The sequence below is a fragment of the Noviherbaspirillum pedocola genome, assembly GCF_016632335.1.
In the GTDB taxonomy this organism is placed as follows: domain Bacteria; phylum Pseudomonadota; class Gammaproteobacteria; order Burkholderiales; family Burkholderiaceae_D; genus Noviherbaspirillum_A; species Noviherbaspirillum_A pedocola.
Genome location: NZ_JAEPBG010000013.1, coordinates 19,550 through 35,873 on the forward strand (window position 1 = coordinate 19,550; position 16,324 = coordinate 35,873).

A 16,324-nucleotide genomic window follows, 5' to 3' on the forward strand; every position below is an offset into this window, starting at 1 on the left:
GCGGCAGCATCGCGGCGGGGAAGCCTCGCTGCATCCACCAGGAGAAAGCAATGAGTATTGAAAAAGTCCTGTATCGGGCCAAGGCCGAGTCTTCCGGCGGGCGCGAAGGAACATCCAGGAGTTCGGACGGCGTGCTCGATCTGAAGCTGACTACGCCGAAGGAAATGGGAGGTAGTGGCGGCGGCACCAACCCGGAGCAGCTGTTCGCGGCCGGTTATTCGGCCTGTTTTCTCGGCGCGCTGAAATATGTCGCCGGCCAGCAGAAGGTGCAGTTGCCGAAGGAGTTGACCGTCACCGGCGAAGTCGGCATCGGCGCGATTCCGACCGGTTTCGGCATCGAGGTCGATCTCACCATCCGCGCGCCTGGCATGGACCAGTCGCAGCTGCAGGAACTGGTGAACAAGGCGCACATCGTGTGCCCGTATTCGAATGCGACGCGCAACAACATCGATGTGCGGTTGCATGTGAATAACGCCTGAGCACGGCCGGTCCACAAGCTACAAAGCCCTGCGTCTCGCATGAGACGCAGGGCTTTGCGTTTGATGAGGCCGCGGTATTCGTGCAGCGATGCAGGCGAACCGGATTACAGATCGAGGAAGGGAATGCCGTTCGGGCCGAGGCGAGCTTCGTGGGAACGGACCCATGCATCGAAGATACGGCGCCAGATCGACTTCTTCTCTTCGCTGGCAACGCCGTAGGCCGGGGTGAACTGCTGAGTGGTGGAAGTGTTCATGTCATCTGCCTTGAATGAATGATCGTGGATGATCGATGCATGAATCTTAGGGCGTTGACCGCACGGTGACCAATTTCCATTTCCGATACGCACCATTCATGATGTGAATGGTTGGTTCGCATTATGAAAAAGGCGCGGCGGATCCCCGAACCCGCCGCGCCCGCATTTTGCTCGAAGCGACTACATCGCGTAGGCGCAGGACTTGGTGGTGTCGCCCACTGCCGGGTCGCCGAACATGTCGTTGGTGCAAGCTACGCCGTTGCTGAAGCTCTTGTAGACATACTTGCCCGGCACGCCATAGCGCACCTGGCGCGTGCCCGAGAAGCCGCAGAAGCTCCACTGCGCCGAGCAATCCGCCCAGGTCACGCTCGGCGTGACCGTGATTGCCGGCATGGTGGCGTCAAGGCTGGTATTGGTGACCGAGTCCAGCGGCGCATAGTCGCAGGACTTGGCGATGCCATAGACCGGGTCGCCGAAGATAGCGTTGTTGCAGCCGATGGAGCCGGTGGCAACCTGGTAGACATAGCTGCCGTTGGCGCCGTAGCGCACCCGCATAGCGCCCGAGAAGCTGCAGATGCCGCTTTCGCTGGCGCATCCGGTCCAGGAGACCGTGGATTGGACCGGGGCGTAGGAGCAATTCTTCGCCACGCCGACAGCCGGATCGCCGAACACATCATTGGTGCAGGACACCGGGCCGGTCACGGTCTTGTACACATACTGGCCGTTGGCGCCGAAGCGTACCTGGGCCGAGCCGGTGAAATTGCAGGAAGCCCATTCATTGGCGCAGAAGGTCCAGTTGGCGTTGGCCGTCGGCGTTTCCGAGGACAGCGAAGATGTCACAACGGCATACGCGCAGTTCTTCGCATAGCCCACGGCCGGGTCGCCGAATACATCATTGGTGCAGGACACCGGGCCGGTCACAGTCTTGTAGACATACTGGCCATTGACGCCGAAGCGCACCTGTCGCGTGCCGGAGAAATTGCACACGCCCCATTCATTGGCGCACGGCACCCAGTTGGTGCTGGTGTCAGTCGGCGAACTCGTCACCGGTGCGGTGCTTGTGAACGGCGAGGTGGTGCTCACCGGATTCGACGACGTCGAATCGGGGTTTTGCGTACTCGTCGCCGTGGCCGCTTCGTAGGCGCCGATATCGATGGCGCCATCGTTCGGACGCGAAGCGGTGCCGGCGATGTGTGCGTACTGCAGCGATGCCACCAGCGACACGCCGGATGGCGCATTGTCGGCGGCGGCGCCGGCGTTGGCCAGCGGCGAACCGGCGGTCGGACGCAGGTCCCAGCCGTTGCGGTCAACGAAGGCCGGCGAGGTGCCGCGGTAATTGTTGCGGTCGATCGCATTCCATTGCGAGATGGCGTTGCCGGTGCCGGCGAAGATGTTGTTCTGCACCAGGGCCGGCGTGGAAACGCTGCCGCCGACCATGATGAAGGCGCCGTTCGAGCTGTCGTCGTTCAGGAAGGTGTTGTTGACGACGTACAGGTCCTGTCCATTGTTGGACGCGCCTTCTTCGCCATAGGCCAGGATGTTCGGGTTCGAATTGCCCGCCGGCTGCTGGATGATGTTGCCGATCACGTAGGACGTGCCGGCGTTCGGGATATCGATCTCGTAGCTGGGCCGGCCGCCTTCGGTGCTGGAAAAGCGGTTGTAGGCGATGGTGTTGGTCTGCGCGCGGGTCTTCAGGTCATGGCCGACATTGGCATCGTGCGAATAATTGCCCCGAAACACGAGACTGTTGACGTGGCCGACATACAGGTTATGGCTGTAGCCGCTGCCATCGCCGTTGAAGGCGAACTCGGAATTCTCGATGACGAGGTTGGTGACGTAGTCGTTGGCGGTCAGCAGGCCATTTTCGTTGTGGTGGAAATAGACCTTGCGCAGGGTCAGGTCGCGACCGTCGAGCCGTACCGCCGCGCCGTTACGGTCAGGCACCGCGGCGCCCATCATTTCGACGTTTTCAATCGTGACGTTGTTGCCCGCCACCACCCAGGTACCCTTGCCCTGTGAATAGCGTCCGGCCGCGTCGATCTTCGGCCGCCCATTCACACCGCGGATGATCAGGTTGCTGGAGTAGAGCGTGCAGGTATCGCCGGAATAAGTGCCGGCGGCATCGATTTCCACGGTGTCGCCATCGACGGAAGCGGTGAAGGCGTGGCAGGGAACCGAGAAAGTCTTGCCGGGGCCGACCGACAGGATACGGGCTTCAACGGATGGGGCGGCAAGGACGAAAAAGGCGGCGAGCAGGCTGCCCAGCGTCAGGGAAGATTTACGAGTGCGGAACATTCTGATGTCTTGGAGTCGGGATTAAATTTCCTTGTGGAAATTAATGCACAGCATAGCACCCGGCTTAATTTCCACATGGAAATTAAAATCCCCGACATCGAGTCGCCGACGAACGGTAAAGAATTGAGGATCAGCGGTAAATTGCCAGAAGACCTGGCCCTCCAGACGTTGTTCTTCCGGTCGTGCCGGTCGCAAGGCGGATGCCGCGCAGGGGCAGTGCTCATGGGACTACGCGGCGCAAGCTTTCATGCCGCACTGCCAGTAGTTATTGCGTTGATGAAACGGCACCCTTATCATCGCTCCCGCCGCAACCTTCATGCCGTTGTTCTGAACCCGTCCTAACAAACACCAAAGGGAAACCGATGAAATTCGCCATCGCCACGGCATTTGCCGCTGTCGCCATTGCTGCGCCGTTGTCTTCTTACGCTCAATTCCAGAACGCGGATGCCGCGGTCAAGTATCGCCAGGGCGCCTTTACCGTCATGGGCGCGCATTTTGCGAGCATCGGCGCCGTGGTCAAGGGCGAGAAGCCCTACGACAAGCTGTCGGTGGAGCAGGATGCCGCCGTCATCGAAACCCTGGCCAAGCTGCCCTGGCATGCATTCACGCCGAATTCCGCCACGCCCGCTTCCAAGGCCAAACCGGAAGTCTGGAGTGAGGCCGACAAGTTCAAGGCCGGCGCCGAGAAGATGCAGGCGGAAACCGTGAAGCTCAGCGCCGCCGCGCGCTCGGGCGATCTAGCCGCGATCAAGGCCTCCTTCGGCGCCACCGCGCAGACCTGCAAGGCCTGCCACGACAACTTCCGCAACAAGTAATCGCATTGCGCCGTCCGCATTTGGCGGCGCTCTCCGGAAATCTCATGAACCACATCCGCATCTGGGATCTGCCGCTGCGCCTGTTTCACTGGGCGCTTGCGGCGCTGGTCATCTTGCTGATCGTCACCGGCCAGATCGGCGGCAACGCGATGGAAACGCATTTCCTTGCCGGTTACGGCGTGCTTGCGCTGCTGCTGTTTCGCCTGGTCTGGGGATTCATCGGCGGCGCGACCGCGCGCTTCGGGCATTTCGTGCGCGGTCCCGGCGCAATCCGCGCTTACCTCAAAGGGCAATGGCAGCGCAACGGCCACAATCCGCTCGGCGCCTGGTCAGTGCTGGCAATGCTCGCGCTGCTGCTGTTGCAGGTATCGGCAGGGCTGTTTGCCAATGACGACATCGCCAGCGAAGGTCCGCTCGCCCGCTTCATCCCCAAGGAGACTTCGGATACCGTCACCTGGCTGCACAAGGACATCGGCGCAACCGCGCTGTATGTGCTGATCGGCCTGCATGTGGCGGCGATCCTGTACTACTGGATCGTCAGGAAGAACAATCTCGTCGCGCCGATGATCACCGGCCTCGGACGTGCGCAGCTGGACGGCGAAGCCGTCGACGATTCCTGGCGCCAGCGCGCGCTGGCGCTGTTCGTTTTTGCCTGCGTTTGCGGTCTGGTCGCGTTTCTGGTGCGTCGCTGAGGACGGTTTCGTCCCCAGGCCTGCGTTCAGCGCGCGACGACGAAGACATGCGCCTGGATCTTGCCTGCCACTGCGCCATTGCCATAAATGCGCGCGATGGCCGCTTCGGCGATGTCGCTTGCTTCCTGCAGCGTGGCTCCGCCGCGGGATTCGATCTCGTTGCGCAACGGCGTACCCTGGCAATAGGCAATCGCAGGCACGCGCGCTGACGGCGCGCGGCTGACTGCTGCGACGGTGTCGCACTGCGCCGCTGCGGCAAAGCCTGCGGCCTCGATATCCCGCATCACTGCCGGGATCGCGTGATAGCCATGCGGCGTGCGCGCCAGAAAGCGCGGCGGGTCCGTTGGAAAGACCGCCTCCAGCGCCGTCGTCACCGTGGCGGCGAACCCGTTTTCCTCGATGCGATCCCAGACATTGAATGCCAGCATGCCGCCCGGCGCGAGCACCCGGCGCGCCTCGGCCAGCGCTCGCGCTTTGTCGGGAAAGAACATGAGACCGAACTGGCACACCACGGCATCGAAGCTCGCATCCGCGAAAGGCAGCGACATGGCGTCGGCCTGGCGCCATGTGACGGGCCGCGCGCTGCCCGAGGCGCGTGCCTGGGCGAGCATCGCTTCATTCAGATCCGTGGCGACGATCTCCACGCTCGCAGGCAATTGCGCAGCGAGCCTGCGCGTGACGACTCCGGTGCCGGCCGCGATTTCCAGAACACGGGCCAGTGGCCGGCCTTCGAGTCGCCGCGCAAGATCTTCGGCATAGGGCTCGAAGATCAGCGGCACCAGGTAGTTCTCATACAGCAGCGGAATCGAACCGGCGAAACGCTTGTCGGTATCTGGAGCATCCATGGCGCACTCCTTTGCGCAGTGGCCGGCGCAAGGGCGCGGGGCACTCGCGCAGGGTGCGCCGGCGCGACCGTATGCACAAGAGCGCCGCGGCCGCTCACGCGATCTTGCACGGCACCTTGATGTCCTGGTCTTCCGCGAACAGCGCGCACATGCGGTGAAAACCATCGGCCACGATCAGATGCCCGCCATCGTTCTGTCGCACTAGCAGAATCGGAGAAATCGGCGTGCCGCTATTGATCGCCTGCTGCTGTTTGCTCCAATCGAAGGCGCTGACCCAGGACATCAGCGTGGCGGAGGCGCGCAGGATGTCGCGGGCGGCGTACTCGCTCATCCCGGCATGGCGCAGCTTCTCGACCAGACGTTTTGCCTTTTTGGGCTTGTACATCAACTGCAGGAAGATTTCGGCGGACGTATAGGTATGCTGCGCCGGCTCCTTCAGCCATGTGACCCTCTTTTCCTGATCCATACCGACTTCCTTTCCCGTGTATGCGGCGCCGATGGCGAGCGCCATTGGCCGTGAGTTCGTGCTTCATCGAGCGCTGTGCCTTCCTGTCGCGTCTTCATCGCGCTTGTCGCCCGAGACCACGTGCCGGCTCTCGATCTCGGCAAGCACATCGTCCGGGTTCGTCATCGCCTGCAATGTCTTCGCGTGTGCGTCGTGGCGATTGTGGACGTCGGGCATGTCGCGCCGGAGTTCTTCCAGCAGCATGATGATCTTGGTGGCCTTCTGTTCCGCCAGCAGATTGACCTGCAGCTCGAGATGCGCGCGCGATTCCTCAACCTGTGCCATCCGGTTCTGACGCACCAGGACCGCCATCGTGATCAGCACGCCGATGTAGGACACGACGCCTTGCAGCATGAAGAAGGGCGGCTCATCGAAATAGGGATGGCCGCTGTAGTGCCAGACGACGTTGCCGCAGATCCACGCCACGGTGGTCGACAGGAACATCACCAGAAAGCGCGGGCTGCTGAAGAAGATGCTGGCGCGCTCGATGAGCTTCTGCACGTCGCTGCGCTTGGCATCTTCCCGGCGTTGAAATTCCTCGACCTTCTCGAGATTGCTCTGAATGGCATCCGAGACGCCTTGCTGCTCGTTCTTTCCAACCCGTTCTTGCGATTCCATATTCAGGATGCCGTCCGGCTTCATGATGGGAAGTCCCCTCAGGAAAGTGGACCGGCAAGACGCGGGGAATATCCCATGCGATGCACTGCAAGCGTGACCGGGACATCGTTGCCGTCAAGACTCGCGCGGGAAGCGTAGTCCTTACGGCAATCTGCATGCTTACTGTGCCGCTATCGCGCGGAGCGACGCCGCCTTTCTGCATGCGCCCCCTTCGGCGGGCTCACTCCCGCGGCGCCCGCTTGGGCAGCAGCGGCTGGCTCGCGCCCTCCACACCAACCAATCCAAGCATTGCCACCAGAGCCTTCACCGGGCCGAGATAGGCATTGGTCGGATCGAACCACTCGTCGCGGCTGTGTATGCCTTGCGAATAGCCGCCTGCGCCCACCACCGCCGCCGGGATGCCGAGGCTGATCGGCAGATTGGCTTCCGTGCTGCGCGCGCCGGCAAGCCGGGGCGTAGCGCCGGTGGCTTTCACGCCCATCCATAAGGCATGGACCACCGGATTGTCCGGCGCAGGCGAGCCGCCCGGACGCGCGCCCACCTGTACGATATCGACTTTCATCTTGTCGCTGCCCCAGCGCCGGTTCTCGGCCGCTGCCGCGTCCCGGGCAATCTGCAGGGCCTGCTTCTCCAGCTTGAGCAGTTCGGCATTGTCATTGGAGCGCATGTCCAGGTCCATCGTCGCTTCGGCCGCGATGGAATTGACCGAAGTGCCGCCGGCGATGGTGCCCACCGTGAAGGTGGTTTTGGGCGTGGCCGGGGTCTGCAGCTCGGCAATGCCCGCGATTGCGCGTCCGAGCGCATGGATGGCGCTCGGCTGACCGAAGGCCTGGTAGCTGTGGCCTCCAGGTCCCTTGTAAGTGATGCGATAGCGATTGCTGCCCGCGGCCTGGAAGGAGATTTCCTCGTTGGCCACCGTTGGCGATTCGAGCGCGATGTAACCGTCGATGTCCTTGTGTTGCCTGAACACTTCCTTGATGCCCTTCAGATCGCCGAGGCCTTCCTCGCCAACCGTGCCGCACATCCACACCTCGCCCACGGTACGAAGGCCGCTGCCGCGCACGGCGCGCGCAATCGAGAGGATCGCCGCCAGACCGCGCGCATCGTCGGCAATGCCGGGCGCATACAGCTTGCCGTCCTTCTGCGTGACGGAGAGCTCGGTCTGCTGCGGGAATACCGTATCCAGATGCGCCGACATGAACAGCTTCGGACCCTTGCCGATGCTGGGCAGAACGCCGCAGACATTGCCGGCGGCGTCCATCTTCACATCGTTCAGGCCCGCCTCCTTCATCCGCCGCGCATAGTCCTCGGCGCGCGGGCCTTCCTTGAACGTGGGGGAGGGAATTGCTACCAGCGCCTTCTGATCCGCCAGCGTGTTGGCGTCGTCCTCCTTCAGCAATGCCAGCGCCTTCATCACCGCGGGCGTGGCCGCGATTTGCTCGAAGGTCTGCAGGTATTGCTGCGGCACCTGCAAGTCCTGCGCTGTTGCCGCCAGCGATGCGCCCAGCAACAGCGCACCTGCACAGCCTTCCCCTGTTTTCCACCGCATGCCGCTCGTCTCCTGTTGTTGATATGCGTATCGAGCCGCATGCGGCGGCTTGATGCGAAGCGAGGTTATCACCACGGCGCTTGCGCCCGGCTGTGTAGCATCACGGCAATTGCGTGCGCACATAAAGCAGTGCGTGGCAGCGCGGAAAAATGGCTTGCCGGCAAGCGTCTTTGCATGGCGGCATTGTCGAGCATGATCCAACGTAAGCCCGACCAAAATAGTGCCCGTCGCACAGAACACGCGATGCGTTTCGCACTCAGATAGTGGCGCGCAAAAACGGCCTTGCCGAACATCCACGCGCCAACTTCACCCAGTCAGGAGCAAACCATGGAACAGAAGACATCCCAGAAGTCCGCGGGCGACGGTGGCCAAGCCGCTCCCGCGTTGCGCACGCCAACAGATCTCAGGCCGCAGGCCACGTCCGAAGTCGCCGAGGCGCTCAATGCCTTGCTGGCCGACGTCTATGCGCTGTATCTGAAGACCAAGAACTTTCACTGGCACATGAGCGGGCCGCACTTCCGCGACTATCACCTGCTGCTCGACGATCAGGCGACCGAACTGTTCGCGATGACGGACCCGCTGGCCGAGCGCATCCGCAAGCTCGGTGGCAAGACGCTGCGTTCAATCGGCCATATCTCGCGCCTGCAGCGCATCTCGGACAATGACGAGGAATTTGTCGAACCATCGCGCATGCTCAGCGAGCTCTGCGACGACAACCGCGCCCTGGTTTCCAACCTGCGCGCCGCGCATGACATCTGCGACGACAACAAGGACATTGCCACTGCCAGCCTGATAGAAAACTGGATCGATGAATCGGAAGAGCGCACCTGGTTCCTGTTTGAATCGGTTCGCGATCCGGATGGAAGCGGACATTAAGGAGGGCGCTTGCCGCGTCATTGCCTGCAGCTTGTGCGGCTTATGGACGAAGCCGTTGATGCCGCATGCGCTGCGATGAAACGACATGTCGTGCCTGGCTGCAACCGCAATCGAAACAGCTTTGATTTCCGGTAAGCCGGTCCCATTTCACACCGGCTCGACAGCGCGAACTGGCGCATGTTGGAGGTGGCTGGAATGGCATGCATCGCACGTCGCATCAGCGAGCAGGCCCGGCCATCAGTCCAACCGACATTCCCTTTAACGGAGGCAAGAATGAACAAGACCCAAGGACGATTGAAACTGGCGGCAAGCCTATGCGCCAGTGTGCTGCTCATCACAGGTTGCGCGCAGGGCGGCATGCATTCTTACGGCAGCAGCGGCAGCGGCGGCAGCACCATGTCCGGCAGCGCGACGCGGCCGACCGATCAGCCCATGCCTGGCGGCATGTCGGGCTCGACCGGCGCATCGAGCGGCACCGGCAATGCCGTCACCGGCGGCGCCGAAGCCGCGCCCACAGACCAGGCCACACCGCGCGGCATGACTCCGGGCGGCACCACCGGCGGCATGGGCACCATGGGCGGAAGCCGATAAGTTCGGGGCCTTCGCGGCAGACAGGCCCGTGCATGCGCGCGGATCGTCTTGCCGCGTTGCAGTATCTCGACGTCCGATCCCGCCTCGTCCTGAGGCCCGGGAAAGCAGACATGCCGAGTCCAGGCAACCCCGCGAAGCGGTTGTTGAATACCGCCATGGTTTGAAAGCCAAACAGCACCTGTATGGTAGGCACCACCATGCGCGCTTCCTCGACCGGATCGCGCGTCACATCCTTCATCGACGTCTTCTCCTTTTCGTGCACCGCTGTACCCATCGGACCGCCGAATCGCTACAAAACCGGTTACAAAACGATGGCTTGCAGCGCCACAAAGTGCTTGGCGCAAGAGTTATCCGGGCGCGTCCGACAGGCGTCGGCCTCGGAAGCACAAGTCGGCTAAGTACTTGATTTCCACGTAGAAATCTTGCTCTAACGTATTGTTGATTTACGAGGAACCGCGACGTACCATGTCCCGGCGCAAGACTTCCGGCAGGAATCCCGCTCCGCAGCAAGGGCAGGGAAATCGTCCGTGGAATCCATGCGCAATCCGCGACGCTGCATCAGGCTCAGCGCAGCGACATAACAAACATCAACGGAGACATCTATGCCGCAATTGAATGGCCGCCTGCTGGCGTGCCTCCTTGCCTTTTCCGCCGCGCCGGCGCTGGCACTGGCCGATGGCGTTTCGGTTCGCTACGATTTGTCGGACCCTCAGGCCAGCCCCTTTCCGAGCGACCGCTTCACGGTCACTGACTTCACGCAGAACACGATGCGCCGGGTACAGCTTCCCCTTACCGATTGCGCGGTCAGGGTCAGCGATTGCCAGGACATCCGCGTGCTCAATACCCTGGATGGCTTTTCCACGCAGCCGCGCATTACGATTCCCTTCGACGGCGCCATCGATCCCGCAACCGTCAACAGCGACACCGTATACCTGCTGAACCTCGGCGACACGGTGAGTTTTCAAGGCATAGGCGAGAAGGTCGGCATCAATCAGGCCGTCTGGGACAAGGCCACCAATACCCTGGTGTTCCAGCCGGACAAGCTGCTCAACGAGCACACCCGCTACCTGGTGGTTGTGACTGACGGCGTGCACGATCTGCGCGGCAAGAAGATCAAGCCGATCAACCTCTTCGACGATGTCGCCGACTTCCGGCGCGAATCGGCCGAATACCGCGGCGCGCTGCGCGATGCGCTGCGCGCGCGCTTTCCCGGCAGCCTGAACGTCGCCGCCGCGAGCCTGTTCACCACCCAAAGCATCAGCAGCGACCTGTACCGCATCATGGCTTCGATCAAAAAGCACCCGTCGAGCGCGGACTTCATGATCGGCAAGGATGCCAACGGCAATGCGGTGCGCGCGGTGTTCCCGGTGGCCGGCACGAACATCACCATCCAGCGCCAGACCGGTAGCGCGCCGGTATCGTTCACGAACAGCGCTGCGCTGATGGCTGCGCTGCAGGTGTCCCCGGGCGCAGTCGACAAGATTGCCTACGGCACTTTCGACTCGCCGAACTACCTGAATGCCAGCCAATTCATCCCGGCGGTCGGAACGCTGCATGACACACCCAAGCCGCAGGGCATGAACAAGCTGGTGTTCCAGCTGTTCCTGCCTTCGGGAACGAAGCCTGCAGGCGGCTGGCCGGTGATCATCTTCGGTCATGGCTTCACTGACAGCATGTACGGCGCGCCCTGGACCGTGGCGTCGACCTTCGCAAAATACGGCTTCGCCACGATGTCCATCCAGGTGGTGGGCCATGGCGGTGGAGAACTCGGCAAGCTGCAGGTCACCGCACCCGGCGGCAATGTCTCGCTGCCGGCGGGCGGACGCGGCTATGACCAGGACGGCAACGGGAAAATCGATTCCACCGAAGGCGTGAACGCCGCTGCGCCATACACGGTGCTCGGCAACCGCGACGGCCTGCGCCAGACCGTGATCGACATCATGCAGCTGGTGCAAACCGTGAAGACCGGCGTGGACGTCGACGGCGACGGCAAGGTCGATCTCGACGCCTCGCGCATCTTTTACTCGGGACAGTCCTTCGGCGGCATCTACGGCACGATGCTGCTCGGCGTGGAGCCGGATATCGCGGCCGGCGTGCCCAACGTGGCTGGCGGCTCGATCACTGAAGTGGCGCGCCTCGGCGTTTTCCGCGGGCTGACCTATCTGTCGCTGGCGGCGAGACAGCCCTCGCTGATCAACGTGAAGCCGGGCGATCCCCTGCTGTTCAACGAGAACATCCCGCTGCGCAACGAGCCGATCCGGATCAACACCGTGCCCGGCGCGATGGCGATCCAGCGGGTGCTCGACTGGAATCAGTGGGCCCAGCAGTCCGGTAATCCGGTGTCGTATGCGCCTTACCTCCGCAAGTCGCCGCTACAGGGCAATGCGAAGAAGGACGTGATCTTCCAGTTCGCCCGCGGCGACCAGACCGTGCCGAACCCGACGATCACGGCGATACTGCGCGCCGGCGAGCTGGCCGACCGCGCCACGCAGTTCCGCAACGACCTGGCGCTACACGACAATCCGGCCTACACGGTGAAAAATCCGCATACCTTCCTGACCAATATCTTCGGAGCGGGCGCCCCGTATGCGGTGCAGGCGCAGACCCAGATCGCTACCTTCTTCGCCACGCGCAACACCATCGATCCGGATGGCGCCCTGCCGTACTTCGAAGTGCCGACCTCGGATCTGCCGGAGACGACCAACTTCATCCCCTGAGATGTGGCGGCGCAAGCTCACGGGCTTGCGCCGAGGTTTCCGGTTCCGCCAAAGCGCCGCGAAGGATTGCAGCGGTTCACTCCAGGCTCGTCATCAGGCTGGAGACACGGCTTGAAGCGAAGCACGCTGCGCTTCAAGCCGTGTCGAAGGTTTGCGAAAAGGACTGGAGAAACGCTTGCATCTTTTCTGCCGGCAGATGATTGATGCCGGCCGCCGCCTCCCTTCCACCGCCAGTAGCAAAGCGCTCGCAGAGTTGCGCCGCTCCGCGCATGGTGGAAAGGGGAGCGCGCACACTTACCGTATAACCCCCAAGCCTGTTCGGCGTGAGCACCGCGCTCGCCTCTTCCGGGCGAGCATTGGCGAGGAAATTGCCATATGCGCCGCGCACCCGTCGGCCCCATGCGGCGTCGGGGAGCACGACAATTCTTCCGCTGGACAGAACCGCATGGGGCGGAATTGCGCCAGCCAGTTCCAGGTCGTGCTCGCGTTGGGCGCGTAGCCGTTGCAGCACAGGCTCTGCGTGCAGGAAGCTGAAAGGATCGGCATGGCGATGCAGCAGATGGTAGAGATGCGCCGGGTGCACGATGAGGTCGGCTTCGCTATCGCCATAGGCGTTGTAGTTCAGGCATTCGCCGAGTTCCTGCAGCGCGGAAAGCTGCTCGGCTCTCAGCGTCAAAGTGATGGCAAGCTCTTGCGCTGCCTGCGCCATGTTGTCCCCGAACGCCGCGACCACTGCCCAGGCGCGGTGGATGCCGCCCAGATACCGATCGACCAGCATTCCGGTACAGACATTCGGCATGGCATCGATGACAGCATGCAGATTCGCATGCCGGGGAATCGGGCCGCAGCTGTGGTGATCGAAATATTGGACCGTGGCGCCGCGCTCGAGCAGTGCCAGAAGCGCCGCGCGATTGGTCTCCAGGGAGACGTCAAGCACAGTGACGGAATCGCCGGGGCGGGCCGCAACGCGCTCGAGCAATGCGATGTCGCGCTTGACTCCCGTCACCAGAGTGGCATCGCGCGGATCGGCGAGTCTGAGCTGGTGGAGTGCGCAGAGCCCATCCGCATCGCCATTGAAAACATCGAAATGTGCCATGGCCTTGCGTCTTTCCCGAATGGATATGCCGGCCTCGATGCCGGCCGATCGCACATGGCGCGCCGCCTCTTCGTGCCATCCTGCAGGAGGCGACTCGTGCCCTCCATGCCTGCCGGGCCTTGTGTGCATCAAATCCACGCCCATCGCCGTGCTGGACATCGGCCGCCCGCGCAAATGCAGCAATGTCCATGACAAGCCATGATGCGACAAGCTGCCGTCGGAGCCGGTTGACTCATCTCAAAGTCGCGTAGCGAGGCGCTGCCTACCCTGCATGAGACACGCTCGTTTCCCACGGTCAGATGTCCCACTACACGCAAAGCGCATTGCTCACCGATCTCTATGAGATCACGATGATGCAGGCCTATTTCTCCGAAGGCATGAACGACAGAGCAGTGTTCGAGTTCTTCGTGCGCAAGCTGTCGCCGGCGAGGAACTTCCTGCTCGCGGCGGGCCTGGAACAAGTCGTGGAATACCTGTCGGGCTTGCGTTTCGACCAGGATGACATCGCCTGGCTGCGCGCCTGCGGATTGTTCGACCCCGGCTTCATCGAATCGCTGCGGGATTTCCGCTTCACCGGCGATGTCGATGCGATGCCGGAAGGGACCGTGTTCTTTGAGAATGAGCCCGTTCTGCGTATCTCTGCGCCATTGCGGGAAGCGCAGCTGGTGGAAAGCCGCATCATCAATCTGCTGCATTTCCAGACGCTGATTGCCTCCAGGGCGGCACGCTGCGTGATTGCGGCCGGTGGGCGGCAGCTGATCGATTTCGGCTTGCGGCGCGCGCATGGCGCGGAAGCCGGTCTGCTGTCGGCGCGCGCCAGCCATCTCGCCGGCTTTGACGGGACCGCGACGGCAGCTGCAGCGACGCTGTTCGGCATCCCGGTGTTCGGCACCATGGCGCATTCCTACATCGAAGCCCATGATTACGAAACCGATGCCTACTGCCGGTTTGCACATGCCTTCCCGAAGCGCACCACCCTGCTCATCGATACCTATGACACCGAGGCGGCAGCCAGGCAAGTCGTGCGTCTCGCGCGGAGCTTACGCGCGCAAGCCATCGCGATAAGTGCCGTGCGCATAGACAGCGGCGACCTCGATGCGGTGTCGCGGCGCGTGCGGGCAATCCTGGATGAAGGCGACTGCGGCGACATCAGGATCTTTGCAAGCGGCAATCTGGATGAATACGCACTGCAGGACCTGATCGGCAAAGGCGCGCCAATTGACGGCTTTGGCATAGGCACGCGCATGAACACATCCAGCGACGCCCCCTATCTGGACTGCGCCTACAAGCTGATGGAATATGCGGGCCAGCCGCGCTGCAAGCACTCGATGGGGAAGGTGAACCTGCCCGGAAGCAAACAGGTGTACCGGCGCCGTGACGGCAATGGCGTGATGGTCGGTGACATGCTCGCATTGCACGACGAGCGCATCGAAGGCGATCCATTGCTCAAGCCAGTGATGCGCGATGGCGCACTCGTGGCGGCACCGCCCGGCTTGCAGGACATTCGCCGGTATGCGGGATCGCAGCTCGCCGGCATGCCGGCCGGTTTGCGCATGCTGGGCCCGGCACAGGCATATGTCCCATCCGTTTCGCCGGGTTTGCTGGACATGGCCAGAAAGCTTGATGCATGGCTGCGAGCGCAGTCGGCGAACGACCGCGCGCGCTGGGAAGGCGAGGCTGTATAAGCGCAAAGGGGAGTCCGGCAGTATCCCGATGTGCTGCTCCTTCGCTGTTTGCGAGCCCGGCAAACCATGCTCGCAGCAGGCCTTGTCAAGCAGCCCGATGTCTTCGATGGATGGATTCACGCGCTGCGCTTGCGAACCATTGCATGCGTGTGCTGCTCGGCAAGGTCGAGATAGGCTTGTGCGCGGCGAGGCCACTCGGCCGCATCGCGGAACTGCGCTTCATCGAGGTGGCGGATGGCGATATTGGCGCGTATGCAGGCTTTGAGGCTCTGGTAAAAATGAATGAGTGATGCGGGCGGAAAGTCACCGGAAAGTCCAGCGCATGCCTTCAGGAACGCAGTGCCCAGCGCCGGCGCACCGAACCGTTCACATTCGAGGGCCAGGAAGGCGGTTTCGTCGGCAGTATCGACGATGCGCAGCCCGCGATCGAATTCAAGCCTGTCGATGATCCATATCTCGCGCTGTACGCAGACATGTTCCGGGCGCAGGTCGCCATGGCCTTCCACGATGTGACCACCGGCGACGCGCTCATCGAAGAGCGCCTGCCTGTCCTGCAGGAAGGCATGCTGCGCCGAGCAAATGCACCTGATCTGTTCCCTCGACAGATAGGCGGAACGCATACGGAGCTGGTCTTCGTTGCTGGCGATCTCCTGTCGAAGCCGCTCACGGTATGCGGCGGGCTCCATGATGACGGGTGCGCATAGGCGGTAGAAAGCAACGAGCCGTGCCGCGATCCTGGCCATGTCCCGAGGGTCCGCCTGCGCGGAGGCAATCAACCGATCCAGCATGCGATCGGCAGGAAGGCGGCGCATCCTGACGAGCCAATCCACAGCGTCGCCGGGCCCGTTCAGCGACAGATGACCTTCGTGGTCGGCGGCCAGCGCAACAACATCGAGATACACCGGCCGCGCAAGGGCGCGGTTCAATCGGAGTTCTTCCCTGCAATAGAATTCGCGCCGATCAAGCGTCGTGAAGTCCAGAGGCGGATAGCGTACCGGCTTTTTCAGCTTGTAAGCGTAGCCATCGGTCAGGAATACCAGGGACATATGGGTTTCGATGATATGGACTTGCGTGGTTGGCTCCGGATAGCTTTCCGGTCGCTGCAGGAATGCAATCCTGGCGGCGAGCGCCTGATCGGTCGCCTGGAGTATGTGGTTCGAAGGCGCTGTCCCGGCGCGCGGCGGTGGCTCGGTCATGGATATGCTGTTGGCAGGTGGCTGCATGCGGCACGCTGGATACCAGGCACGACACGGGCCGCCAGGCAGGATGTCGTCTTGCTTTGATGTGATTCAAGCGCATCAATTCCT

General features: G+C 62.4%; 16 protein-coding genes. 8 read left to right on the forward strand and 8 right to left on the reverse strand.

The features are described from left to right. The first annotated feature begins 50 nt into the window (after positions 1 to 50). Positions 51 to 479: an organic hydroperoxide resistance protein gene (locus tag JJB74_RS23375; RefSeq protein ID WP_200595980.1), complete on the forward strand. Its 429-nt coding sequence runs from the start codon at positions 51 to 53 to the stop codon at positions 477 to 479. A 104-nt stretch (positions 480 to 583) separates the two neighbouring features. Here the strand turns inward: JJB74_RS23375 and JJB74_RS23380 are convergent, their stop codons facing one another. Then, positions 584 to 733 carry a hypothetical protein gene (locus tag JJB74_RS23380; protein WP_200595981.1) on the reverse strand — a complete coding sequence of 50 codons (150 nt, stop codon included), beginning with the start codon at positions 731 to 733 and terminating at the stop codon, positions 584 to 586. A 180-nt stretch (positions 734 to 913) separates the two neighbouring features. Further along, entirely contained in the window at positions 914 to 3,028 is a 2,115-nt protein-coding gene (locus tag JJB74_RS23385) for a right-handed parallel beta-helix repeat-containing protein (protein WP_200595983.1), read from the reverse strand. Positions 3,029 to 3,103: 75 nt separating this feature from the next. On the opposite strand from JJB74_RS23385, the gene JJB74_RS23390 reads away from it, so the two are divergent. The 3 genes from JJB74_RS23390 to JJB74_RS23400 are packed head-to-tail and all read left to right on the forward strand — an operon-like array spanning position 3,104 to position 4,535. After that, the gene (locus tag JJB74_RS23390) at positions 3,104 to 3,370 is read left to right on the forward strand and encodes a hypothetical protein (RefSeq protein WP_200595985.1); all 267 of its coding nucleotides are present in this window, start codon (positions 3,104 to 3,106) and stop codon (positions 3,368 to 3,370) included. 20 nt (positions 3,371 to 3,390) lie between these two features. Then, positions 3,391 to 3,843, forward strand: coding sequence for a c-type cytochrome (locus tag JJB74_RS23395; protein ID WP_200595987.1), 453 nt, complete (start codon positions 3,391 to 3,393; stop codon positions 3,841 to 3,843). 44 nt (positions 3,844 to 3,887) lie between these two features. Next, complete coding sequence (locus JJB74_RS23400) at positions 3,888 to 4,535, forward strand: cytochrome b/b6 domain-containing protein (RefSeq protein WP_200595989.1); 648 nt, start codon at positions 3,888 to 3,890, stop codon at positions 4,533 to 4,535. A 26-nt stretch (positions 4,536 to 4,561) separates the two neighbouring features. On the opposite strand, the gene JJB74_RS23405 is transcribed toward JJB74_RS23400, so the two are convergent. From JJB74_RS23405 to JJB74_RS23420, 4 genes are all read right to left on the reverse strand, one after another. Further along, positions 4,562 to 5,380, reverse strand: coding sequence for a class I SAM-dependent methyltransferase (locus JJB74_RS23405; protein ID WP_200595991.1), 819 nt, complete (start codon positions 5,378 to 5,380; stop codon positions 4,562 to 4,564). Between the two features lie 94 nt (positions 5,381 to 5,474). Beyond that, positions 5,475 to 5,846: a ParB N-terminal domain-containing protein gene (locus JJB74_RS23410; RefSeq protein WP_200595993.1), complete on the reverse strand. Its 372-nt coding sequence runs from the start codon at positions 5,844 to 5,846 to the stop codon at positions 5,475 to 5,477. 63 nt (positions 5,847 to 5,909) lie between these two features. Beyond that, a complete protein-coding gene (locus JJB74_RS23415) occupies positions 5,910 to 6,527 on the reverse strand; it encodes a DUF1003 domain-containing protein (protein ID WP_200595995.1) in 618 nt (205 codons plus the stop codon). A 196-nt stretch (positions 6,528 to 6,723) separates the two neighbouring features. Beyond that, positions 6,724 to 8,052 (reverse strand): M20/M25/M40 family metallo-hydrolase, encoded by a 1,329-nt coding sequence (locus JJB74_RS23420; protein ID WP_200595997.1) that lies wholly within the window; start codon positions 8,050 to 8,052, stop codon positions 6,724 to 6,726. A 327-nt stretch (positions 8,053 to 8,379) separates the two neighbouring features. On the opposite strand from JJB74_RS23420, the gene JJB74_RS23425 reads away from it, so the two are divergent. The 3 genes from JJB74_RS23425 (at position 8,380) to JJB74_RS23435 (ending at position 12,236) form a co-directional block, all read left to right on the forward strand. Further along, the gene (locus JJB74_RS23425) at positions 8,380 to 8,928 is read left to right on the forward strand and encodes a Dps family protein (protein ID WP_200595999.1); all 549 of its coding nucleotides are present in this window, start codon (positions 8,380 to 8,382) and stop codon (positions 8,926 to 8,928) included. A 273-nt stretch (positions 8,929 to 9,201) separates the two neighbouring features. Continuing rightward, positions 9,202 to 9,519 (forward strand): hypothetical protein, encoded by a 318-nt coding sequence (locus JJB74_RS23430; protein WP_200596001.1) that lies wholly within the window; start codon positions 9,202 to 9,204, stop codon positions 9,517 to 9,519. 602 nt (positions 9,520 to 10,121) lie between these two features. Continuing rightward, positions 10,122 to 12,236, forward strand: coding sequence for an Ig-like domain-containing protein (locus tag JJB74_RS23435; protein WP_200596003.1), 2,115 nt, complete (start codon positions 10,122 to 10,124; stop codon positions 12,234 to 12,236). Positions 12,237 to 12,369: 133 nt separating this feature from the next. Here the strand turns inward: JJB74_RS23435 and JJB74_RS23440 are convergent, their stop codons facing one another. Beyond that, a complete protein-coding gene (locus JJB74_RS23440) occupies positions 12,370 to 13,332 on the reverse strand; it encodes an acetyltransferase (protein WP_200596005.1) in 963 nt (320 codons plus the stop codon). Between the two features lie 299 nt (positions 13,333 to 13,631). Between JJB74_RS23440 and JJB74_RS23445 the strand changes: the two genes are divergently transcribed. Further along, positions 13,632 to 15,017, forward strand: a complete 1,386-nt coding sequence (locus JJB74_RS23445; protein WP_200596007.1) for a nicotinate phosphoribosyltransferase — start codon at positions 13,632 to 13,634, stop codon at positions 15,015 to 15,017. Positions 15,018 to 15,133: 116 nt separating this feature from the next. Here JJB74_RS23445 and JJB74_RS23450 read toward each other — a convergent pair whose 3' ends face one another. Next, positions 15,134 to 16,213, reverse strand: a complete 1,080-nt coding sequence (locus JJB74_RS23450) for a hypothetical protein (protein WP_234484792.1) — start codon at positions 16,211 to 16,213, stop codon at positions 15,134 to 15,136. Between the last annotated feature and the right edge of the window lie 111 nt (positions 16,214 to 16,324).